The 21,100-nt window shown below is 62.8% G+C and carries 33 protein-coding genes; 6 read left to right on the plus strand and 27 right to left on the minus strand.

Translation table 11 applies throughout. From position 1 onward, the window contains the following. The first annotated feature begins 8 nt into the window (after nt 1–8). Entirely contained in the window at nt 9–908 is a 900-nt protein-coding gene (locus ACODSP_RS12105) for a DMT family transporter (protein ID WP_488965847.1), read from the plus strand. A gap of 3 nt (nt 909–911) precedes the next feature. Here the strand turns inward: ACODSP_RS12105 and ACODSP_RS12110 are convergent, their stop codons facing one another. Then, nucleotides 912–1,226: a type II toxin-antitoxin system RelE/ParE family toxin gene (locus ACODSP_RS12110; RefSeq protein ID WP_488965848.1), complete on the minus strand. Its 315-nt coding sequence runs from the start codon at nt 1,224–1,226 to the stop codon at nt 912–914. Beyond that, complete coding sequence (locus tag ACODSP_RS12115; protein ID WP_488965849.1) at nt 1,201–1,413, minus strand: hypothetical protein; 213 nt, start codon at nt 1,411–1,413, stop codon at nt 1,201–1,203. The genes ACODSP_RS12110 and ACODSP_RS12115 overlap by 26 nt, the downstream gene beginning before the upstream one ends. 127 nt (nt 1,414–1,540) lie before the next feature. Here ACODSP_RS12115 and ACODSP_RS12120 point away from each other — a divergent pair, with 127 nt between their 5' ends. The 4 genes from ACODSP_RS12120 to ACODSP_RS12135 all read left to right on the plus strand — a co-directional run bounded on the left by ACODSP_RS12120 (nt 1,541) and on the right by ACODSP_RS12135 (nt 6,676). Further along, on the plus strand, nt 1,541–1,804 hold the full coding sequence (locus ACODSP_RS12120; protein ID WP_054168339.1) for a DUF2312 domain-containing protein: 264 nt from the start codon (nt 1,541–1,543) through the stop codon (nt 1,802–1,804). Nucleotides 1,805–1,963: 159 nt separating this feature from the next. After that, nucleotides 1,964–3,418, plus strand: coding sequence for a TrkH family potassium uptake protein (locus ACODSP_RS12125; protein WP_488965850.1), 1,455 nt, complete (start codon nt 1,964–1,966; stop codon nt 3,416–3,418). Nucleotides 3,419–3,516: 98 nt separating this feature from the next. Beyond that, on the plus strand, nt 3,517–5,310 hold the full coding sequence (locus ACODSP_RS12130; RefSeq protein WP_488965851.1) for an acyl-CoA dehydrogenase family protein: 1,794 nt from the start codon (nt 3,517–3,519) through the stop codon (nt 5,308–5,310). 340 nt (nt 5,311–5,650) lie between these two features. Beyond that, complete coding sequence (locus ACODSP_RS12135; RefSeq protein WP_488965852.1) at nt 5,651–6,676, plus strand: Rieske 2Fe-2S domain-containing protein; 1,026 nt, start codon at nt 5,651–5,653, stop codon at nt 6,674–6,676. Nucleotides 6,677–6,858: 182 nt separating this feature from the next. On the opposite strand, the gene ACODSP_RS12140 is transcribed toward ACODSP_RS12135, so the two are convergent. The 3 genes from ACODSP_RS12140 to ACODSP_RS12150 all read right to left on the minus strand — a co-directional run bounded on the left by ACODSP_RS12140 (nt 6,859) and on the right by ACODSP_RS12150 (nt 9,500). Then, nucleotides 6,859–7,503: an adenylate kinase gene (locus ACODSP_RS12140; RefSeq protein WP_488965853.1), complete on the minus strand. Its 645-nt coding sequence runs from the start codon at nt 7,501–7,503 to the stop codon at nt 6,859–6,861. Further along, the gene (gene secY, locus ACODSP_RS12145) at nt 7,500–8,843 is read right to left on the minus strand and encodes a preprotein translocase subunit SecY (RefSeq protein ID WP_488965854.1); all 1,344 of its coding nucleotides are present in this window, start codon (nt 8,841–8,843) and stop codon (nt 7,500–7,502) included. The genes ACODSP_RS12140 and secY overlap by 4 nt, the downstream gene beginning before the upstream one ends. Nucleotides 8,844–9,122: 279 nt before the next feature. Beyond that, complete coding sequence (locus ACODSP_RS12150; protein WP_488965855.1) at nt 9,123–9,500, minus strand: VOC family protein; 378 nt, start codon at nt 9,498–9,500, stop codon at nt 9,123–9,125. Between the two features lie 60 nt (nt 9,501–9,560). Between ACODSP_RS12150 and ACODSP_RS12155 the strand changes: the two genes are divergently transcribed. After that, entirely contained in the window at nt 9,561–9,998 is a 438-nt protein-coding gene (locus tag ACODSP_RS12155; RefSeq protein WP_488965856.1) for a MarR family winged helix-turn-helix transcriptional regulator, read from the plus strand. A 383-nt stretch (nt 9,999–10,381) separates the two neighbouring features. Here the strand turns inward: ACODSP_RS12155 and rplO are convergent, their stop codons facing one another. From rplO to tuf, 22 genes are all read right to left on the minus strand, one after another. Next, nucleotides 10,382–10,852 (minus strand): 50S ribosomal protein L15, encoded by a 471-nt coding sequence (gene rplO / locus ACODSP_RS12160; RefSeq protein WP_488965857.1) that lies wholly within the window; start codon nt 10,850–10,852, stop codon nt 10,382–10,384. Between the two features lie 35 nt (nt 10,853–10,887). Continuing rightward, the gene (gene rpmD, locus ACODSP_RS12165) at nt 10,888–11,079 is read right to left on the minus strand and encodes a 50S ribosomal protein L30 (RefSeq protein ID WP_416573406.1); all 192 of its coding nucleotides are present in this window, start codon (nt 11,077–11,079) and stop codon (nt 10,888–10,890) included. Beyond that, complete coding sequence (rpsE, locus tag ACODSP_RS12170; RefSeq protein ID WP_054168349.1) at nt 11,080–11,697, minus strand: 30S ribosomal protein S5; 618 nt, start codon at nt 11,695–11,697, stop codon at nt 11,080–11,082. It lies immediately after the preceding gene. Between the two features lie 10 nt (nt 11,698–11,707). Then, a complete protein-coding gene (rplR, locus tag ACODSP_RS12175; protein ID WP_488965858.1) occupies nt 11,708–12,070 on the minus strand; it encodes a 50S ribosomal protein L18 in 363 nt (120 codons plus the stop codon). A gap of 11 nt (nt 12,071–12,081) precedes the next feature. Next, nucleotides 12,082–12,615: a 50S ribosomal protein L6 gene (gene rplF / locus ACODSP_RS12180; protein WP_054168351.1), complete on the minus strand. Its 534-nt coding sequence runs from the start codon at nt 12,613–12,615 to the stop codon at nt 12,082–12,084. A 13-nt stretch (nt 12,616–12,628) separates the two neighbouring features. Continuing rightward, on the minus strand, nt 12,629–13,027 hold the full coding sequence (rpsH, locus tag ACODSP_RS12185) for a 30S ribosomal protein S8 (RefSeq protein ID WP_054168352.1): 399 nt from the start codon (nt 13,025–13,027) through the stop codon (nt 12,629–12,631). Between the two features lie 13 nt (nt 13,028–13,040). Further along, complete coding sequence (gene rpsN / locus ACODSP_RS12190) at nt 13,041–13,346, minus strand: 30S ribosomal protein S14 (RefSeq protein WP_054168353.1); 306 nt, start codon at nt 13,344–13,346, stop codon at nt 13,041–13,043. Further along, complete coding sequence (rplE, locus tag ACODSP_RS12195; protein ID WP_054168354.1) at nt 13,339–13,899, minus strand: 50S ribosomal protein L5; 561 nt, start codon at nt 13,897–13,899, stop codon at nt 13,339–13,341. The genes rpsN and rplE overlap by 8 nt, the downstream gene beginning before the upstream one ends. Nucleotides 13,900–13,907: 8 nt before the next feature. After that, nucleotides 13,908–14,225 (minus strand): 50S ribosomal protein L24, encoded by a 318-nt coding sequence (gene rplX, locus ACODSP_RS12200; protein WP_342752431.1) that lies wholly within the window; start codon nt 14,223–14,225, stop codon nt 13,908–13,910. After that, nucleotides 14,222–14,590 carry a 50S ribosomal protein L14 gene (gene rplN, locus ACODSP_RS12205; RefSeq protein ID WP_054168356.1) on the minus strand — a complete coding sequence of 123 codons (369 nt, stop codon included), beginning with the start codon at nt 14,588–14,590 and terminating at the stop codon, nt 14,222–14,224. The genes rplX and rplN overlap by 4 nt, the downstream gene beginning before the upstream one ends. A gap of 18 nt (nt 14,591–14,608) precedes the next feature. Then, nucleotides 14,609–14,866 (minus strand): 30S ribosomal protein S17, encoded by a 258-nt coding sequence (gene rpsQ, locus ACODSP_RS12210; RefSeq protein WP_488965859.1) that lies wholly within the window; start codon nt 14,864–14,866, stop codon nt 14,609–14,611. Nucleotides 14,867–14,879: 13 nt separating this feature from the next. Further along, nucleotides 14,880–15,089 (minus strand): 50S ribosomal protein L29, encoded by a 210-nt coding sequence (gene rpmC / locus ACODSP_RS12215; RefSeq protein ID WP_292912193.1) that lies wholly within the window; start codon nt 15,087–15,089, stop codon nt 14,880–14,882. Then, complete coding sequence (gene rplP / locus ACODSP_RS12220) at nt 15,086–15,511, minus strand: 50S ribosomal protein L16 (RefSeq protein WP_054168359.1); 426 nt, start codon at nt 15,509–15,511, stop codon at nt 15,086–15,088. The genes rpmC and rplP overlap by 4 nt, the downstream gene beginning before the upstream one ends. Before the next feature lie 42 nt (nt 15,512–15,553). After that, the gene (rpsC, locus tag ACODSP_RS12225) at nt 15,554–16,231 is read right to left on the minus strand and encodes a 30S ribosomal protein S3 (protein ID WP_054168360.1); all 678 of its coding nucleotides are present in this window, start codon (nt 16,229–16,231) and stop codon (nt 15,554–15,556) included. After that, nucleotides 16,231–16,629, minus strand: a complete 399-nt coding sequence (gene rplV / locus ACODSP_RS12230; protein ID WP_054168361.1) for a 50S ribosomal protein L22 — start codon at nt 16,627–16,629, stop codon at nt 16,231–16,233. The genes rpsC and rplV overlap by 1 nt, the downstream gene beginning before the upstream one ends. Before the next feature lie 2 nt (nt 16,630–16,631). Continuing rightward, nucleotides 16,632–16,910 carry a 30S ribosomal protein S19 gene (gene rpsS / locus ACODSP_RS12235; protein ID WP_054168362.1) on the minus strand — a complete coding sequence of 93 codons (279 nt, stop codon included), beginning with the start codon at nt 16,908–16,910 and terminating at the stop codon, nt 16,632–16,634. Nucleotides 16,911–16,922: 12 nt separating this feature from the next. Then, nucleotides 16,923–17,747: a 50S ribosomal protein L2 gene (gene rplB, locus ACODSP_RS12240; RefSeq protein WP_488965860.1), complete on the minus strand. Its 825-nt coding sequence runs from the start codon at nt 17,745–17,747 to the stop codon at nt 16,923–16,925. 10 nt (nt 17,748–17,757) lie between these two features. Next, the gene (locus tag ACODSP_RS12245; protein ID WP_488965861.1) at nt 17,758–18,075 is read right to left on the minus strand and encodes a 50S ribosomal protein L23; all 318 of its coding nucleotides are present in this window, start codon (nt 18,073–18,075) and stop codon (nt 17,758–17,760) included. Next, nucleotides 18,072–18,692, minus strand: a complete 621-nt coding sequence (gene rplD / locus ACODSP_RS12250) for a 50S ribosomal protein L4 (RefSeq protein WP_488965862.1) — start codon at nt 18,690–18,692, stop codon at nt 18,072–18,074. Before rplD ends, ACODSP_RS12245 begins: the two co-directional genes overlap by 4 nt. 3 nt (nt 18,693–18,695) lie before the next feature. Further along, complete coding sequence (gene rplC / locus ACODSP_RS12255) at nt 18,696–19,400, minus strand: 50S ribosomal protein L3 (protein WP_054168366.1); 705 nt, start codon at nt 19,398–19,400, stop codon at nt 18,696–18,698. 65 nt (nt 19,401–19,465) lie between these two features. Next, entirely contained in the window at nt 19,466–19,774 is a 309-nt protein-coding gene (rpsJ, locus tag ACODSP_RS12260; protein WP_029013602.1) for a 30S ribosomal protein S10, read from the minus strand. A 106-nt stretch (nt 19,775–19,880) separates the two neighbouring features. Then, the gene (tuf, locus tag ACODSP_RS12265; RefSeq protein WP_102113007.1) at nt 19,881–21,068 is read right to left on the minus strand and encodes an elongation factor Tu; all 1,188 of its coding nucleotides are present in this window, start codon (nt 21,066–21,068) and stop codon (nt 19,881–19,883) included. Nucleotides 21,069–21,100 lie beyond the last annotated feature (32 nt).

Genomic DNA, 21,100 nt, shown 5'->3' on the forward strand with positions numbered 1-21,100 from the left:
CATTTCCGATGAACATTCCCACCTCGCCCTCCGACAGCCCCTCTGCTCCCGATTGGGGCCGGGCCGCCCCCGCCCTGTTCGTCCTGCTGTGGAGCACGGGCTTCATCGGCGGCAAGCTGGGCCTGCCGCATGCGGAGCCGCTGACCTTCCTGCTCTGGCGGATGGCGCTGGTGGCCGTCATGCTGCTGGCCTTGTCTGCGTGGCAGAAGGCGCCCTGGCCCCATTCCTGGCGGACTGTGGGCCATATCGCCCTGGCGGGCCTGCTGGTGCATGGCGTCTATCTGGGTGGGGTGTTCGGCGCCCTGAAGCAGGGCATGCCCGCCGGCAGCGTCGCCCTGATCGTGGGTTTGCAGCCCCTGCTGACGGCGATGGTCGCGGGGCCTTTGCTGGGGGAACGCATCACAGGCCGGCAATGGCTGGGCTTTGCCCTGGGTCTGGCCGGCGTGACGGCGGTGGTATGGGAGAAGCTGTCGCTGAATATTGGCGGGCCGCTGGGCATCGGCTTGTCGGTGGCGGCCCTGCTGGGCATCTCCATCGGCACGCTCTATCAGAAACGCTATTGCGCCGACATGGACCTGCGAACGGGCACTACCATCCAGTACGCGGCAACGGGCACAGTGCTGGCCATCGCCACGCCGTTCCTGGAAACCATGCGGGTCGATTGGACGGTCGATTTCATCTTCGCCCTGGTCTGGCTCTGCCTGGTCCTGTCGGTGGGCGCCATCTTCCTGCTATTCGCGCTGATCCGACGGGGGGCAGCATCCAAGGTGGCCAGCCTATTCTACATGGTCCCACCCGTCACGGCCCTGATGGCCTGGGCGCTATTCGGGGAAAAGCTGGGGCCACTGGCCTTGGGTGGCATGGGCGTGACAGCCGCCGGCGTTGCCCTGGTGCTGCGCCGGGCGTGAAGGTCAGCGCAGCAGCTTCGGCAGGTCGCGGGCTTCATGCAGGATGCGGACGACCAGTCGCCGCTGCGGATCAAAAATGATGACGAAGGGCAGTTCATTCATGAACAACCACCGTCGGGAAGAAACGTCCAGCCGTACATGACCAATGGCGCTGCCGACCGCCACGGTCGCACAGCGACCGAACAACCGCGCCGCCGTGGCCCGCGCAGTGACCGTCCCCCATTTGAGCTGGCTTTCCTGCAATATCTCCCGCAGATCACGTATTGCCCGCGGCGACAGGTTATCAGGGAACTCAGCGGGCGGAACGCTTGACCGCATCACGCAACGCCCATTCCCGCTCCAGTTCCAGCATCATCTGGCCTACCTTCTCAGCCGGCACGGGTCCTTCCCGTTCCAACTCTTCCTCAGCCGCTTCCAGCGATGCGATCACCCGTTCCGCCTTGCGGCGGTCCTCCTCGCTCGCATAGCGGATGGGGGTCTCGTTGCCCTTGCCGTGCCCGTCCATGACGAACCTCCTGTGACGGGGTCCAGCCTATCACGCCGCCCCTATCCCACCAACCAGCTTGCTTCCCCGGCCCCGGCTGGATAAGGTCCCGGCACTTTCCAACATACTTGCCAAGGTAAGAGACACCATGTCTGACGCCGCAACCTCCAATGATGTCGGCGGAATCGCGGCCGACCGCCTGCGTTCCTTCATCGAGCGCATCGAGCGCCTGGAGGAAGAAAAGAAGGGCATCCAGGACGATATCAAGGACATCTATGCCGAAGCCAAGGGCACCGGCTTTGATACCAAGGTGATGCGTCAGATCATCCGCATCCGCCGGATGGAAAAGGAAGATCGTCAGGAAATGGACGCGCTTCTGGAACTGTACAAGGCCGCCCTGGGGATCGAGTGATCCCGGCGACCTGATCGTCCGTGACGGCCGGGGATTTCCCCGGCCGTTGCCTTTCCGGGCCGGCAAAGCGGGCTTGACTGCCATGCCGCCTTCAACAAGGGTGTGTCACGTGTTCCGCGCCAGATCGGCTGCGGTTTCCCGCCAAGCCGCCGGAGTGCCATGCTCTCCCTGGACGTCCGTCCCATCTTCTACGTGATCGGTGCGCTTCTGTCCGTCATCGCGGTTGCGATGGTGGCGCCGATGATTGCCGATCTGGCGGCGGGCCAGGATGATTGGCGGGTCTTTGCCGTCTCTTCGGGCCTGACCTTGTTCTTCGGCGTGCTGCTGATGCTGACGAATAGGGCTGACCGCATCGCCCTTTCCCTGCGCCAGACCTTCATTTTGACGACCTTTGCCTGGATTGTGGTGGGTGCCTTCGCAGCGTTGCCCTTCACCTTTGCCGAACAACGCCTGACCTATGCCAATGCCTATTTCGAGGCAATGTCGGGTCTGACCACGACGGGCGCCAGTACCTATGCCACCGTACAGACGCTGCCGCCCGGCCTGCTGCTGTGGCGGTCGCTGCTGGTGTGGCTGGGCGGGATCGGCATTGTCGGTATGGGCATCGTTATCCTGCCCTTCCTGCGCGTTGGCGGGATGCAGCTGTTCCGCAGCGAGTCATCGGACAAGTCGGACAAGGTAGTGCCCCGCGCTGCCGACATGGCGCTGGGCTTTGGCTGGGTCTATCTGGCGCTGACGATCGCCTGCATCATCATGCTGCGGTTGGCTGGCATGCCCATGTTCGATGCGATCAACCATTCGATGACGGCCCTCGGGACAGGAGGTTTTTCGACAAAAGACACCTCGGTCGGTTATTTCCAGAATGCCGGCGTGGAATGGACACTGGCCCTGTTCATGTTCCTGGGCAGCCTGCCCTTTGTTCGATTCATCTCCATGATCAAGGGCGATACCAAGGCGTTGTGGCATGACAGTCAGGTCCGCCACTACACAGCCTTCACCTTGATCGTGGCGGGCTTGCTGGCCCTTTATCTGATCGCCAGGGACCATATGGGCGTGATGGAGGCCATCCGCCATTCCCTGTTCAACTGCGTCTCCCTGATCACCACAACGGGCTTTGCCTCCACCGACTACCTGGCCTGGGGTCATGGGCCGGTGGCCTTGTTCTTCATCTTGACCCTGGTGGGGGGCTGCACCGGCTCCACCTCCGGTGGGATCAAGATGTTCCGGTTTGAAGTTCTGTGGCTGGCCCTGCGTATGCAGATAAACCGCCTGTTCAGCCCGAACCGGGTTATCCCGCTGACCTATAATGGCAAGCCCGTGGATAATGACGTCATCATCTCGGTGATGAGCTTCACCTTCCTCTATATTGCTCTGATCCTGATCTTCGCCGTCCTGCTGGGCCTGACGGGGCTCGATTATGTGACCGCGATTTCCGCCGCCGCCACGGCCCTGGGTAATGTCGGCCCGGGCCTCAGCACCATGATCGGGCCGGTAGGCAATTACGAGCCGCTGCATGATTTTGCAGTGTGGATCATGTCGCTGGCCATGCTGCTGGGCCGGCTGGAACTGTTCACGGTCTTCGTGCTGCTCAGCCCCTCCTTCTGGCGCCGCTGACGCAGCCTCTCGACAGGCACGCCACGACAATTTAAACATCTGTTTGAAGGCCGGAGCACGACTCGGGGGCCGCGAACAAATATCGGGAGGATGCGGGCATGAGCCGGATGGACCGTGGCGAGATCGATTTCATCCTGGATGGCTTGCTGGACCTGGACAGTCTGCTGTCCCGCCCCCGCTTCAGCCATTTGGACCGCGACGCCCTGTCCCAGGTTCTGGACACCGCCGCCGGTCTGGCGGATGAGAAGTTTGGGCCGCATTATCACGAGGCCGATCGCCAAGAACCGGACCGCGTGAACGGCAAGGTCGTGATGCTGCCCGCCGTGAAGGACGCCGTGGACGCCTTTGCCGAGGCCGGCTTCCTGGCCGCCCACCATGATGAGGAACTGGGCGGGCTGCAATTGCCCTGGTGCATCGTGCAGGCGGCCTTCAGCTTCTTCCAGACGGCCAACATTGCCACCGCCGCCTATCCGTTCCTGACCATCGGCGCCGGCAACCTGATCCGCAGCTTCGGTAGCGCGGCACAGCAGGCCAAGTTCCTGGCCCCCATGCTGACGGGGCGGTTCTTCGGCACCATGGCCCTGTCGGAGCCGCAGGCCGGCAGCAGCCTGGCCGATATCCGCACCAGCGCCACGCCCAATGAGGATGGCTCCTACGCTATCACCGGCACCAAGCAATGGATCAGCGCCGGTGAGCATGAACTGTCCGACAATATCGTCCATATGGTGCTGGCCAAGATCAAGGGTGCGCCGGCGGGCGTGAAGGGCATCAGCCTGTTCATCGTTCCCCGCATCCGCGTGAACGATGATGGTACGCTTGGCCCCGACAATGACGTGCGGCTGGTCAGCCTGCTGCACAAGATGGGCTATCGCGGCACCACCAGCACCATCCTGTCCTTTGGCGAGGAAGGGCGATGCCAGGGCTTCCTGGTGGGCCAGGCCCATCACGGCCTGTCCTACATGTTCCAGATGATGAACGAGGCGCGGATCGGTGTCGGGCTGGGGGCGGCGGCCCTTGGCTATGCCGGCTACCGCTATTCCGCGGAGTATGCCCGCACGCGGCCACAGGGCCGCCCGCTGGAGGCGCGCGACCCGACCAGCCCCATGGTGCCGATCATCGAGCATCCCGATGTCCGCCGCATGCTGTTGCAGCAGAAGGCGGCATCGGAAGGCGCCATCGCACTGTGCCTGCTCTGCGCCCGGCTGGTGGACGAAGAGAGGACAGCCCATGAGGAAGCCGGTCGCCGCCGCGCCAGCCTGCTGCTGGAGCTGCTGACCCCCATCGCCAAATCCTGGCCGTCAGAGCACTGCCTGGAGGCCAATAAATGGGCCATCCAAATCCTGGGCGGCTATGGCTACACCCGCGATTATCCCGTGGAACAGTATTACCGCGACAACCGCCTGAACCCCATCCATGAGGGTACCTACGGCATCCAGGCCAACGACCTGCTGGGCCGCAAAGTGTTCATGGATGGCGGGGCCGCGTTTGAAGCGCTGGCCTCCGAAATGGCGATCACGATTACCGCCGCAACTGCACGCCCCAGCCTTGCCGCCCACGCGGCGAGCCTGGGCGAAGCGTTGAGCCGGGTGGCCACCGTGACCGCGCATCTGGGCACGGTGCGGGCCGGCGGTCAGGTGGCGCTGTCACTGGCCAATGCCACCACCTATCTGGAGATGTTCGGGCACACCGTCATGGCCTGGATCTGGCTGCGCCAGGCCCTGGTGGCCGACGCCTGGCTGATGGAGGACAAGGGCGACGCCAGCCATCTGAGTGGCAAGCTGGCCGCCTGCCGCTGGTTCTTCGCCCATGAACTGCCCAAGACCACCACCCAGGCCGCCATCCTGACCAGCCTGGACCGCACCGTCCTGGATGTGGAGACGGCGTGGCTGTAGGAGGGTTGCCCCGGTCAATCGTAGCGCGGATTAGCCAAGCATAATCCGCGAAGCGACGGTGGAGACTGGGTTCCCGCGGATTACGGCTATCGCCTAATCCGCGCTACACGGGTCCCGTGCAACCAGATGAAACAGAAAACAAAGGGGTGTTGCATGGGGCACACCCTTGCCATTGCGAAGGCCGAGGGCCTTCGCTGCGTGCGGACACGGGAATGGCGTTGATGCGTCGCATTGTATCAGGGATCGCAGGGAAAGTTAGCGGTTCGGGGCTCTGTGCCGCCTGACCTGCGATCCCGGTCCTGCTATGGTGCGACGCCCGCCGCCGCCCATGTGATGCTTCATGACCAGCTTGTTCCTGACCGATATCTGGTATTTCGCCCTGCCTTCCGCCGCCTTGAAACGGGGAAAGATGCAAGCGAAGACGCTGCTGGGATTGCCCGTCCTGTTCGCCAGGGACAATGACGGCACTGCCTTCGCGCTGCGCGATATCTGTCCGCACCGGGGCATTCCCCTGTCCTGTGGCCGATTCGACGGGCGGGAGGTGGAGTGCCGCTATCATGGCTGGCGCTTTGATGGCGGTGGCGACTGTACGGCCATCCCTTCCCTGGTCCCGGGCCAGGATTTCGATATCAGCCGTATCAAGGTCCGCCGGTATCCGGTGGCAGAGGCGCAGGGCAATCTCTGGATCTGGATGGGCGATAGCGAACCGGAGGGTGAGCCGCCGCAGATGCCCGACATGGACGGAAGGGTGCCCAACCTGACCGAGGTGATGCATTTCCCCTGCCCTGTCGATCATGCCGTCATCGGCCTGATGGACCCGGCCCATGGGCCCTTCGTGCATCAAAGCTGGTTCTGGCGCTCCTCCCGCTCCATCCATGAAAAGGCGAAGGCCTTCGGTCCCGCCCCTTTCGGCTTTGCCATGAAGCGGCACCGGCCCTCCTCCAACTCCGCCGCCTATAAGTTGCTGGGGGGCGCACCGGAGACGGAGATCACCTTCCGGCTTCCCGGCGTGCGGACCGAACATATCGCCGCCGGTCGGCATCGCATCGTCAACCTGACCACCGTCACGCCGCTGGACGCCAACAATACCGAGGTCACCAACAGCTTCTACTGGACCCTGGGCTGGGCCGATCTGGCCAAGCCCATCCTGCGCCGCTTCGTGCGCCGTTTCCTGGGCCAAGACCGGGATGTGGTGGTGATGCAGCAGCAGGGGCTGGCCCATGACCCGACCCTGATGCTGATCAAGGATGCCGATACCCAGGCCCGCTGGTACCACCAGCTGAAGAACGAGTATCAACGCGCACGCGCCGAAGGACGGGACTTTGTGAACCCGGTGAAGGATACGGTTCTGCGCTGGAGAAGTTAGGGCTTTGCGATGCCCGTAGTGCGGATTAGGCGGCCGCCGCAATCCGCGGAAACCCGTTTTCCGGCGCCGCTCCGCGGATTACGCTTCGCTAATCCGCGCTACGATCCCTACGTGGGCATAAAAAAGGGGCGGTCACCGACATGGTGACCGCCCCTTTTCATTCTCTCAACCGGCCCGATGGATCAGCCGATGATGGCTTCCAGCTGACGGGTGACCTCATCGATCTCCGCCATGCCATCCACCTGCTTCAGCACGCCGCGAGAGGCGTAGTAGGGCAGGATGGGGGCCGTATCACGCTCATAGGCCGCCAGACGCTTGCCGAAGGTTTCAGCATTGTCGTCGGCACGGCGCGTGAACTCCGTCGAGCCGCAATTGTCGCAAGTACCCGCAACCGTCGTCGGCTTGAAATTGTCGTGATAGCCGGTACCGCACTTGGCGCAGGTGAAGCGGCCCGTGACACGGGTGACCAGGGCAGCCCCGTCCACCTTCATCTCGATCACATGATCCAGCCTCAACCCCTTATCGGCCAGCATGCTGTCCAGTGCGGCGGCCTGCGGCACGGTACGGGGGAAACCGTCCAGGATGAAGCCCTTGGCACAGTCCGGCTGATCGATCCGTTCGGAGATCATGGCGATCATGACCTCGTCCGGTACCAACTGCCCCGCCTTCATGATGGCATCGGCGCGCTGGCCCAGTTCCGACCCGCTGCGCACCGCAGCACGCAGCATGTCACCCGTCGAAAGCTGTACGGTACCGTACTTCTTCTCCAGGCGCTGGGACTGCGTCCCCTTACCGGCCCCCGGCGGACCCAACAATATCAGGTTCATCCACGTCTCCCACGCAGCTTGGCCTTCTTGATCAGTCCTTCATACTGATGCGCCAGCAGGTGGGAGTGGATCTGCGCCACGGTATCCATGGTCACCGTGACCATGATCAGCAGGCTGGTACCACCGAAATAGAAGGCGGCCCCATATTCCGCCATCATGATTTCCGGCAGCAAGCAGACCACCGTGATGTAGGCGGCCCCCACCACCGTCAAACGGGTCAGCACGAAGTCCAGATAATCGGCCGTGTTCTTGCCGGGCCGGATGCCCGGAATGAACCCGCCATACTTCTTCAGATTCTCGGCCGTTTCGGTCGGGTTGAAGACGATGGCGGTATAGAAGAAACAGAAGAAAACGATCAGCGCGGTGTACAGCACCATGTAGAGCGGCGTGCCATGCGCGACGAAGCGGGTGATCATGGCCAGCCATTCCGGCCCACCCGCCGACGAGAAGCCGACCGCCGTCAGCGGCAGCAGCAGCAGCGACGAGGCGAAGATGGGCGGGATGACGCCGGCGGTGTTCAGCTTCAGCGGCAGGTGCGAAGCCTCCCCGCCATACATCTTGTTGCCCATCTGGCGCTTGGGGTACTGCACGATCAGGCGACGCTGAGCGCGTTCAAAGAACACGATGCCCGTGATCACGATGACCGCCAGAACCAGCAGACCCAGGATGAACCAGGTGCTCATGGCACCGGTGCGGCCCAGTTCCAGGATCTTCACGAAGGCGCCCGGCAGGGCCGCGACGATACCGGCAAAGATGATCAGCGAGATGCCGTTGCCGACGCCGCGCGACGTGATCTGCTCACCCAGCCACATCAGGAACATGGTGCCGCCGACCATGGTTATGACGGTCGACAGGCGGAAGAACCAGCCCGGATCGATCACCACGCCGCCGCCTGCCTGGTTCATGCCCTCCAGACCCAGAGACAGGCCATAGGACTGCACCAGGGCCAGAGCCACCGTCAGGTAGCGCGTATACTGGTTCAGACGCTTGCGGCCCGACTCGCCTTCCTTCTTCAGCGTCTCCAGCGACGGGGCCACAGCCGTCATCAGCTGAATGATAATCGACGCCGAAATGTAGGGCATGATGTTGAGCGCGAAGATGGACATGCGCTCAACGGCACCACCGGCGAACATGTTGAACATGCCCAGGATGCCGCCCGACTGATTGGCGAAGAAGCTGGCGAAGGCACCGGAATCGATACCCGGCAGAGGAATGTAGGTACCCAGGCGGTAGACGATCAACGCCCCCAGGGTAAACCAAATCCGCTTCTTCAGTTCCGTGGCCTTCGAAAAGGCACCGAAATTGATGTTGGCGGCAAGCTGTTCAGCGGCGGATGCCATAAAAGGCCTCTTGGCAAGTCACTGGTCCGGCCGAAACGGAGGGCCGGCCACTCTCACGCGTATCAACAGGACATAGGGGCATGTGGTCAACATGAAAAACACCAGCACCAGTATGCCATGTGCATCTGGCAGGTGTCCGTTACACCACAGGACCCGGCATCCGGGCTGTCAACCGCCGTTATTCTTTCCGAGCATAGGGGTAAGGCCATCGCGCGGCAGGGTCAATGCCACCAATGTAGGGGCTGCGGCATCTTGTGCCGATCCTGTGCGGGGCGGATTTCAGGCCGCCGCCGTCTCGCTTATCAGGCCCACCATGTTCCCCTCGCTGTCGCGGCAGATGGCAAGATGGATATCCTTGCCGCCAACTCGCGCGATGAGGTGGGCCGGCTGTACAACGGGCGCGCCGGCGGCCTCCAGCGCCGCCAGTGCCACGGCTGCGTCGGGCACGTTGTAGTAAAGGATCGGCCCGGCAACCTGCTCCTGCCCTTCCTGCGGCCCCAACATCAGGCGGGTCTGACCGCACTGAAAGAAGGCCAGCGACGGTGGCGCGTCGAACAGATGCGTAAGGCCCAGTACATCCCGGTAAAAGGCACGGGCGCGGTCCAGGTTTTGTACCGGAATGGCGACCTGCACGATATGCGAGGGGTTCAAGCCCATGGATCACCTTCCCGGCAGATGGTAATGTTTAGCTGAAGATAATTATTAGCAAAGCTAACAATGTCCGTAAAGCATGCCCATGATCAACCGGACAACGTCGCCGAGCGGCTGCATGCCACATCCATCCGGTTGCTGCGCCTGTTGCGGCGGGAAGATGATGATAGCGGTCTGACGGCACCACGCCTGTCGGCGCTGTCGGTACTGGTCTTCGGGGGGCCCCGGTCCCTAAGTGAGCTGGCGGCGGCGGAACAGGTGCGCCCGCCCACCATGAGCCGGATCGTCGATGCGCTGGCGGCGGCGGCGCTGGTCAGTCGTGATCCCGACCCGACCGACCGGCGCGGGGTTCGCATCACCGCAACGGAGGCCGGGCGCGTCCTGCTACTGGCCGGACGGGCCCGCCGGGTTACCGCGCTGGAGGCGCGACTGGCGCCATTAACGGTGGAAGAGCGGCAGGCATTGCAGCGTGCCGTAGAGATTCTGGAAGGCGTTCTGCGCTGACGCGCCATCCATGGGTACCAAACGCAAAGACGCCCGGCTCAATCAAGCCGGGCGCCCTTCGCAGCCATATCTCAAGAATTCCCGCCACATTTGAAATCTGGAACACCAAACATGCTGGGCACTCCAAATGCCCCGGCTGTAATGCGCCGGTGCGGATGGTGACCAGGCAGTGCCTAGCGGCGTTTGCCGCCTTTGCCGCCCCTGTTCGTCTCCATCGGTGCCACGTCCTGATAACAACATAAGCAACTTGCTAACGTCAAGTCGTTTATCATGACGATGTCAGATGTCACATGCCGGCTTGCCTGGGGGGCCGAAACGCAACGAGGCCCCGGATTGCTCCGGGGCCTCGTCACATACTTTACCAACGGCGTTGGTGAAACCGATCAGGCCTCGACGGCCGGCAGGTTCACCTTGCCACCAGCAGCCTCGACCGCAGCGACGGCACCGGCGGAAGCGCCAGCCACGTCGAAGGTCACGGCGGCCTTGATGGCGCCCTTGTTCAGCAGACGCACGCCATCGGCGGAGACACGCACCAGGCCGGCCTTGACCAGCGCTTCGGCGTTCACCGTCTCGGCAACGTTCAGACGACCGTCATCGATGGCCTTCTGCACAGCGCCCACGTTGACCACGGAATAATCCTTGGCGAACGGAACGTTGGAGAAGCCACGCTTCGGCAGACGGCGATGCAGGGGCATCTGGCCGCCTTCGAAGCCCTTGATCGAGACGCCCGTACGGGACTTCTGACCCTTGACGCCACGGCCACCGGTCTTGCCCTTACCGGACCCGATACCGCGACCGATGCGCATGCGAAGCTTGCGTGCGCCCGGGTTTTCACTGATTTCGTTGAGCTTCATGGTCTTGATCCTTCAGGCCGTATCGGGGAAACCTCTTACGAGGCCTCCTCGACGCGCACGAGGTGCCGAACCTTGTTGATCATCCCACGGACAGAAGGGGTATCTTCCAGCTCGCGGGTACGGTTCAGCTTGTTGAGACCCAGACCGATCAGGGTCGCACGCTGGTCGCCCTGGCGGCCAATCGGGCTCCCCGTCTGGGTCACGATGACGGTGTTCTTGTCAGCCATTTACGCGGCCTCCTTCTCGCCTTCGCGCTTGCCCAGGATATCGGACACGCGACGACCACGACGGGCAGCCACCGAACGCGGGCTGACGCACTGCGTCAGAGCGTCGAAGGTCGCCTTGATCATGTTGTGCGGGTTGGAAGTGCCGACCGACTTGGTCACCACGTCCGCCACGCCCAGGGCTTCGAAGATGGCGCGCATCGGGCCACCCGCGATGATGCCGGTACCCGGAGGAGCGGCACGCAGCACGACCTTGCCGGCACCGAAGTGACCGAACACGTCATGATGCAGCGTGCGACCCTCGCGCAGCGGCACGCGGATCATCGAGCGCTTGGCCTGCTCAGTGGCCTTGCGGATGGCCTCCGGCACTTCGCGGGCCTTGCCCGAACCGACGCCGACGCGACCCTTCGCGTCGCCGACAACCACGATGGCAGCGAAGCCGAAGCGACGGCCACCCTTGACCACCTTGGCGACGCGGTTAATCCCGACGAGCTTTTCGACGAGATCATCGCCTTCGCGTTCCTCACGACGATCACGGTTGTCGCGATCGCGGCGCTCGCCACGATCGCGGCCACGCCGCTCATTCTCGCCGCCGGCCGCGCTGTTCTCATTACGAGCCATGCTAACCCCCTTAGAACTGCAGGCCGGCTTCGCGGGCGGCGTCGGCCAAAGCCTTCACACGCCCGTGATACAGGTACTGACCACGATCGAAGTAAACGGTGGTGACGCCTGCGGCGACAGCGCGTTCGGCAATCAGCTTGCCGACGGACTTTGCCGCCTCGGTGTCCGCCCCGGTCTTCAGGCCTTCGCGCACATCCTTCTCCAGGGTCGACGCAGAGACCAGCGTGCGGCCGGCCTCGTCGTCGATGATCTGGGCATAGATATGCTGGCTCGACCGGAAGACCGAGAGACGAGCGCGCCCGCTGCCGACCTTGCGGAGCCGGGCGCGCACCCGCGCCTTGCGGCGCTGGTTGAGATCTTTTTGCTTGCTCATCGTCGTCCGCCTTACTTCTTCTTGCCTTCTTTGCGGATGATCGTCTCGTTATCGTACTTGACGCCCTTGCCCTTGTAGGGCTCAGGCGGACGATAGGAGCGGATCTCCGCAGCGATCTGACCAACTTGCTGCTTGTCAGCACCGCTGATCGAGATGGACGTCGGCTTGTCGCACTTCATCGTGATACCCGCGGGAATGGGGTAGCGGATGTCGTGCGAGAAACCCAGGTTCAGCACCAGCTCCGAACCAGCGACAGCGGCCTTGTAGCCGACGCCGGTGATTTCGAGATTGCGGGTGAAACCCTTGTCCACACCGGTCACCAGGTTGGCAACGTTGGTACGGGCGGTGGCCCAGTTCTGGCGAGCGCGGACCGTTTCGGTCCGCGGCAGGACGACAACATTGCCGCCCTCCAGCTTGGCCTCGATTTCGTCGATCAAGTTCAAGCTGAGCTGACCCAGCTTGCCCTTGGCGGTGACAGTCTGACCGGTGACCTGGACGGTAACGCCGGCCGGCACCGGCACCGGATGCTTTCCGATACGGGACATGTGGCCGTGCTCCTTAGAACACCTTGCAGAGGACTTCGCCGCCGACATTGGCAGCGCGGGCCTCTACATCAGACATGACGCCGCGAGGCGTCGACAGGATCGAGATACCGAGGCCATTATAGACCCGCGGCAGATCGGCGATCTTCGAATAGATGCGGCGACCCGGCTTGGAAACGCGATGCACTTCCTTGATAACCGGCTCGCCTTCGAAGTACTTCAGTTCGATGCGCAGAGACTGCACACCGGGACGGTCTTCCTCCACGGCATAACCGCGGATGTAACCTTCACGCTTCAGGACTTCCAGCACATTGGTGCGGAGCTTCGACGCGGGGCTCGTCACGACCGACATACGGGCTTTCTGACCGTTACGAATACGGGTCAGCATATCGCCCAGGGGATCGCTCAGGCTCATTACCCGACCCTCCTTACCAGCTGGACTTGGTCATGCCCGGGATCTGGCCATTGCTGGCGAGATCACGCAGGGCGACACGGCACAAGCGGAACTTGCGATAGAAGGCGCGCGGACGCCCCGTCAGCTCGCAACGGTTCCGGATGCGGGTACGGCTGCCATTGCGGGGCAGCTGCGCCAGCTTCAGGACAGCCGTGAAACGCTCCTCATCGGAGAGTTCGCGGTTCTTAGCGGTCGCCTTGAGGGCGGTGCGCTTTTCCCGGTGCTTGGCCGCCAGTTCGGTGCGGCGCTTGTTCTTCTCGATAGAGCTCTTCTTAGCCATTGGTCCCCGCCTCCCCGGCGAAAGGCATGTCAAAACCCTTCAGGAGAGCCTTGGCTTCCTTGTCGGTCTTGGCCGTGGTGACGAAGATGATGTCCATGCCGCGGATATCGTCCACCTTGTCGTAGTCGATTTCCGGGAAAATCAGCTGTTCCTTCAGGCCCAGCGCGTAGTTCCCGCGGCCATCGAACGCGTTGCCGTTGATGCCGCGGAAGTCGCGGACGCGCGGCAGCGCGATGGTGACCAGACGATCCAGGAACTCATACATGCGGTCGGCGCGCAGGGTGACCTTGCAACCGATCGGCATGCCTTCGCGCAGCTTGAACTGGGCGATGGACTTGCGAGCCTTCGTGATCACGGGCTTCTGGCCGGTGATAGCAGCCAGCTCAGCGGCAGCCTGCGTCACCTTCTTGCCGTCGCTGGCGGCTTCGCCAACGCCCATGTTGATCACGATCTTTTCGAGACGCGGAATCTGCATGTCGTTGGCGTAGTTAAACTCCGCCTTCAACTTTGCACGCAGGGTCGCGTCGTAGCGTTCTTTCATACGAGCAGCCATGGCGCGCCTCACTCGATCACTTCGCCGGAAGCCTTGGCGAAACGGACCTTGCGACCGTCTTCCAGCGTCCGGAAGCCGACACGGGTCGGCTTGTTGGTCTTCGGGTCGAGGATGGCGACGTTGGACAGGTCCAGCGCCGCTTCGATCTCGACGATGCCGCCCTGCTGCATCGGGGTCTGACGCTGGTGCTTCTTCACCAGGTTGACACCGCGCACCTTGACACGGCCCTCGGACGGGAGAACGGCGATAACTTCGCCGGTCTTGCCCTTGTCCTTACCGGTGATGACAGCGACCTTGTCGCCCTTGCGGATCTTCGCAGCCATCAGAGCACCTCCGGCGCCAGCGAAATGATCTTCATGAACTTCTTGCCGCGCAGCTCACGGGTCACAGGCCCGAAAATGCGCGTACCGATCGGCTCGCCCTGCTTGTTGATCAGCACGGCGGCGTTACGGTCGAAGCGGATGACGGAACCGTCCTCGCGGCGCAGTTCCTTGGCGGTGCGAACGATGACCGCGCGCTGCACGTCACCCTTCTTAACACGACCGCGCGGGATGGCTTCCTTCACCGACACGACGATAACATCGCCGATGGCGGCAAAGCGACGACCAGCGCCGCCCAGCACCTTGATGCACTGCACCCGGCGCGCGCCGCTATTGTCCGCGACTTCCAGGTTGGTTTGCATCTGAATCATGGAATGTCTTCCTTATCTTCAGGCGTTCGGAGTGTCGCCGGTGGCCGAAGCCACGACGACGGTCCACCGCTTCGACTTGGAGATCGGACGACATTCTTCGATCTGGACGGTATCGCCGATCTTGAACGCGTTCGCCTCGTCGTGGGCGGCGTACTTCTTGGACTGCTTGATGAACTTCTTATACACAGGATGCATAACGCGACGTTCGACGAGCACGGTGACAGTCTTGTCACCCTTGTCGGACACCACGGTACCCTGCAGGACGCGACGGGGCATCGTTAACCCCTCCTCAGGACGCGGACACAGCAGACACCGTCTGCTGGCCCAGGATGGTCTTGATGCGGGCGATGTCGCGACGCACCACACGAACCCGCGCGGTATTCTCCAGCTGGCCGGAAGCCTTCTGGAAACGCAGGTTGAACTGTTCCTTCTTGAGCTGGAGGAGCTGATCGTTCAGCTCGTCCGTGCTCTTGCCGCGAAGGTCAGTAGCCTTCGTCATGCCTCACCCCCTTCACCCAGACGGGTGACCATACGCACCTTGATCGGCAGCTTTGCAGCGGCCAGCTCAAAAGCGCGGGTGGCCAGCTCAGCGGGCACACCATCGACTTCGAACATGATACGGCCCGGCGCAACGCGCGCGGCCCAGAATTCGGGCGAACCCTTACCGGAACCCATGCGCACTTCCGCCGGCTTCGAGGACACGGGCAGATCCGGGAAAATCCGGATCCAAACGCGGCCCTGACGCTTCAGGTGGCGGGTGATAGCGCGACGCGCCGACTCGATCTGACGAGCCGTAATACGCATCGGCTCGACAGCTTTCAAGCCGAAAGCGCCGAAATTCAGTGTGGTACCGCCCTTGGAGGCGCCGTGGATACGACCCTTGTGCGCCTTGCGGTACTTGGTACGCTTCGGACTCAGCATGGCATGTAGCCTTCTCTATATCCCTTGCCAGTATCCGGATGATCAGCGAGCAGCCGTCTGTTCCGCGGCGCGCTTGTCCTGCGCCATCGGATCATGGGCCAGCACTTCACCCTTGAACACCCACACCTTGACACCACAGGTGCCGTAGGTGGTCTTCGCGGTGCCAACACCATAGTCGATGTCAGCACGCAGGGTGTGCAGCGGAACGCGGCCTTCGCGGTACCATTCGATACGCGCAATTTCCGCGCCGCCCAGACGGCCGGAGCAGTTAATACGGATGCCCTGGGCGCCCAGACGCATCGCCGACTGCACAGCGCGCTTCATGGCGCGACGGAACGCCACGCGGCGCTCCAGCTGGCTGGCGATGTTCTCGGCGATCAGGCGGGCGTCCAGCTCCGGCTTGCGGATCTCGACGATGTTCAGATTGACCTCGGAACCGGCCATCTTGCTGAGTTCGAGACGCAGCTTTTCGATGTCCGCACCCTTCTTGCCGATCACCACACCCGGACGGGCCGTGTGAATGGTGACACGGGCCTTCTTGGCCGGACGCTCGATGATGACGCGGCTGACACCAGCTGCCTGCAGACGGGTCTGCAGGTAGCCGCGCAGCTTCAGATCCTGATGGAGCAGCTTTGCATAGTCACGACCAGCGTACCAGCGGCTGTCCCACGTCCGGTTGATACCGACGCGCAGGCCGATCGGATTGACTTTCTGACCCATTATTCAGCGGCCCCCTCGGCCTTGTCCTCAGCGCGCTCACGCACGATCACGGTCAGGTTGCTGAACAGCTTCTCGACACGGGCGCCACGACCGCGAGCGCGGGCATGGAAACGCTTCATGACCAGAGCCTTGCCGACCGTCGCGTGGGACACGAACAGGCGGTCAACGTCCAGCTGGTGGTTGTTCTCGGCGTTCGCGATGGCGGACTGGAGGACCTTCTTCACTTCGCCAGCGATACGACGCTTGGAAAATGTCAGAAGGGCGACAGCTTCACCAGCGGACTTTCCACGGATCAGCTGTGCAACCAGGTTCAGCTTCTGCGGGCTCGTGCGGATCATTCCGCCGAACGCCTTGGCCTCAGTCTCGCTGAGGCGCCGTTCTGCAGCCGGCTTTCCCATGATTACTTCCTCTTCGCCTTCTTGTCGGCCGCATGGCCGTAGAACGTACGGGTCGGCGAGAACTCACCGAACTTGTGACCGATCATATTCTCGGTCACCAGCACCGGCACGAACTTCTGGCCATTGTAGACGCCGAAGGTCAGACCAACGAAATGCGGCAGGATCGTGGAACGACGCGACCAGATCTTGATGATCTCGTTGCGGCCCGACGCACGCGCCTTGTCTGCCTTCTTCAACAGGTAGCCGTCAACGAACGGCCCCTTCCAAACGGAACGAGTCACGGCAGCACTCCCTTACTTAGCGCGGCGGCGGATAATGAGCTTATCCGTGCCCTTGTTCTGACGCGTCTTCTTGCCCTTGGTCGGCTTGCCCCACGGCGTGACCGGGTGACGGCCACCGGAGGTACGGCCTTCACCACCACCGTGCGGGTGGTCGATCGGGTTCATGGCGACGCCGCGAACGGACGGACGCTTGCCCAGCCAACGGTTACGACCGGCCTTGGCGATGACCACATTGGACTGGTCCGGATTGGACACAGCGCCGATGGTGGCCATGCACTCGCCGCGGACCATGCGCAGCTCGCCCGAGGGGAGCTTCAGCTGAGCATAGCCCTGATCGCGACCGACCAGCTGCAGGTACGTGCCGGCGGAGCGAGCCAGCTGACCACCCTTGCCGGCCTTCAGTTCCACATTGTGGACGATGGTTCCGACGGGGATGTTGCGCAGCGGCATCGCATTACCGGGCTTCACGTCCACCTTCTCGCCGGAGATGACAACGTCACCGGCCTTCAGGCGCTGCGGAGCCAGAATGTAAGCGAGAGTGCCGTCCGTGTACTTCACCAGAGCGATGAAGCCGGTACGGTTGGGGTCATATTCCAGGCGCTCGACAGTCGCCGGCATATCGAACTTCGTACGCTTGAAGTCGATGATGCGGTACGTGCGCTTGTGACCGCCACCCATGCGGCGGGCAGTGATGCGACCCGTGTTGTTGCGACCGCCGGAGCCCGAAAGGCCCTCGGTCAGCATCTTGACGGGCTTGCCCTTATGCAACTCCGAACGGTCCACCAGAACGAGCTGGCGGAGGCTCGGCGTAATCGGACGGAAAGTCTTCAAAGCCATAGCTCTACCCTCACACGCCGGTGGTCACGTCGATGGAGCTGCCCTCGGCGAGGGTAACCACGGCCTTCTTGTAGTCCGACCGGCGACCGATCATACCCTTGAAGCGCTTGGTCTTCCCCTTGACCACGGAGGTATTCACCGCCGTGACCGTCACCTTGAACAGGCCTTCAATCGCGGCCTTGATTTCGGGCTTCGTCGCATCCATGCGCACCTTGAAGGTGACCTGGTTGTGCTCCGAACCCATGGTGGCCTTCTCGGTGATCACGGGCGCGACGACAACGTCGTACATGCGCTCGGCCGAGATGGTCGTCTTCTTCGCAGTGCTCATTTCAGGCGAGCCTCCAGCTGCTCGACAGCATTGCGCGTGAGGACGAGAACGTCCCGGCGCAGGATGTCGTACACGTTGGCGCCCTGTTCCGGCAGCACGTCGATGTGCGGAATGTTGCCGGCGGCACGGGCGAAATTCACATCGACGTTGGAACCGTCAATGATCAGCGCCGAGGTCAGGCCCAGGGCCTGCAGCTGCCCGAACAGCACCTTGGTCTTGTGGCTTTCGGCCTTGGCGGCCTCCAGCACAACCAGCTTGCCTTCGGCGGCCTTGACCGACAGGGCGGTCTTCAGGGCCAGCTTGCGGACCTTCTTGGTCAGGTCGTGCTCGTGGGAGCGGACGACCGGCCCGAAAATCCGAGCGCCACCGCGAAACTGCGGCGAACGCAGGCTGCCGGCGCGAGCGCGACCGGTGCCCTTCTGGCGCCACGGCTTCTTGGTGGTGCCGGAGATCTCGGAGATCGTCTTGGCCTTGTGAGTGCCGGCGCGGCGCTTGGCCAGCTGCCACAGCACCATGCGGGCCAGGATGTCCTGACGAGCCGGCAGGCCGAACACGTCTTCCGACAGCTCGATCTCACCAACGGTCTCGTTGTTCAGGTTTTTGATGGACGTCTTCATTTATCAGCCCTCCGCCGCAACAGCTTCAGCGGCCGGAGCACGGAAGGCACCGGGGAACGGCACGCCCTCGGGCAGCTTCTTCTTGACGGCGTCCTTGACGAGGACGAAAGCGCCCTCATGGCCCGGGACAGCGCCCTTGACCAGGATCAGACCGCGCTCGGCGTCGACCGACACGACCTTCAGGTTCTGGACGGTGACGGTGTCGACACCCATGTGACCGGGCATCTTCTTGTTCTTGAAGGTCTTACCGGGATCCTGACGGCCACCGGTCGAACCGATGGAGCGGTGCGACACGGACACGCCGTGGGTCGCACGCAGACCGCCAAAATTCCAGCGCTTCATACCGCCGGCAAAACCCTTACCCAGGGTAGTGCCCTGCACGTCCACGAACTGGCCGGAAACGAAATGATCCGCGGTCAGCTCAGCACCAACCTCGATCAGGTTGGCGGGAGCCACGCGGAACTCGACGAGCTTCTTCTTCGGCTCGACCTTGGCCTTGGCGAACACCTCACGCTGGGCCTTGGCGACGTTCTTCACCTTGGCCTTGACGGCACCGAGCTGGAGGGCGGTGTAGCCATCCTTCTCTTCCGTCTTGTGGGCGACGACCTGGACCTGGTCCAGCTTCAGCACAGTCACCGGCACGCTTTCACCCTCGTCTGTGAAGACGCGGGTCATGCCGACCTTCTGCGCGATCAATCCGGATCGCATCTGTTTTTCTCCATAACTCGGGACATCCTCAGATCGGGAGAGGTCCCGTACTCCACCAAACTCGATTACAGCTTGATTTCGACGTCGACGCCGGCGGCCAGGTCGAGCTTCATCAGCGCATCAACCGTCTGGGGCGTCGGATCGACGATATCCAGCAGACGCTTGTGGGTGCGAATCTCGAACTGCTCGCGCGACTTCTTGTCGATGTGCGGGCTGCGGTTCACCGTGAACTTTTCCAGCTGCGTGGGCAGCGGAATCGGACCGCGGACGCGCGCACCGGTCCGCTTCGCGGTGTTGACGATCTCGCTGGTGCTTTGGTCGAGCACGCGATGATCAAACGCCTTAAGGCGGATCCGGATATTCTGATTGTCCATGTCCTAGACCCCAAAAAGAGCAGGGTTTATACCCAAAGAGTGGGCCGGCCCCAAGTACTTTCGGGCCGGCCCCACCACATTGCTGTGATGCGTCGAAGCGATAGGCTTACTTGACGATCTTCGAAACGACGCCGGCGCCGACGGTACGACCGCCTTCACGGATGGCGAAGCGCAGGCCTTCGTCCATGGCGATCGGGGCGATCAGCTTCACGGCGAAGCGGATGTTGTCGCCGGGCATCACCATTTCCGTACCTTCCGGCAGGGTCACCGAACCGGTGACGTCCGTGGTGCGGAAGTAGAACTGCGGACGATAGTTGGCGAAGAACGGCGTGTGACGGCCACCCTCTTCCTTCGTCAGGATGTAGGTCTCAGCCTCGAAGTCCGTGTGCGGGTTGATCGAGCCCGGCTTGGCCAGAACCTGACCGCGCTCGACGTCCTCACGCTTCGTACCACGCAGCAGCGCGCCGATATTGTCGCCAGCCTGGCCCTGGTCCAGCAGCTTGCGGAACATTTCAACGCCGGTCACGGTCGTCTTCACGGTGGCCTTCAGGCCCACGATCTCGACTTCCTCACCGACCTTGACGATGCCCTTCTCGACGCGGCCCGTCACCACGGTGCCACGGCCCGAGATGGAGAACACGTCTTCGATCGGCATCAGGAACGGCTTGTCGATCGGACGCTCCGGCTGCGGGATGTACCGGTCAACCTCGGCCATCAGCTTCAGCACGGCTTCACGACCGATTTCCGGGTTCGTGTCGTTCAGGGCGCAGACGGCGGAGCCGGGAACGATGGGAATGTCGTCGCCGGGGAAGCCGTAGGAGGTCAGCAGCTCGCGCAGCTCCAGCTCCACCAGCTCAACCAGGTCCGGATCGGCCAGATCCATCTTGTTCAGGAACACGACCAGGGCCGGCACGCCGACCTGACGGGCCAGCAGGATGTGCTCGCGCGTCTGCGGCATCGGGCCGTCAGCGGCCGAGCACACCAGGATCGCGCCGTCCATCTGCGCCGCGCCGGTGATCATGTTCTTCACATAATCGGCGTGGCCGGGGCAGTCCACGTGGGCATAGTGACGGTTGTCCGTCTCGTACTCGACGTGAGCGGTCGAGATCGTGATGCCGCGGGCCTTCTCTTCCGGCGCCTTGTCGATCTGGTCGTACGCCGTGAACGTGGCGCCGCCCTTTTCGGCCAGCACCTTCGTGATGGCGGCCGTCAGAGACGTCTTGCCATGGTCAACGTGACCGATGGTGCCGATGTTGCAGTGCGGCTTCGTCCGCTCAAACTTAGCCTTAGCCATGATGTTCCGTCCTCATTTCAATCGGTTGACGA

It is taken from the genome of Niveispirillum sp. FG156, assembly GCF_057809555.1.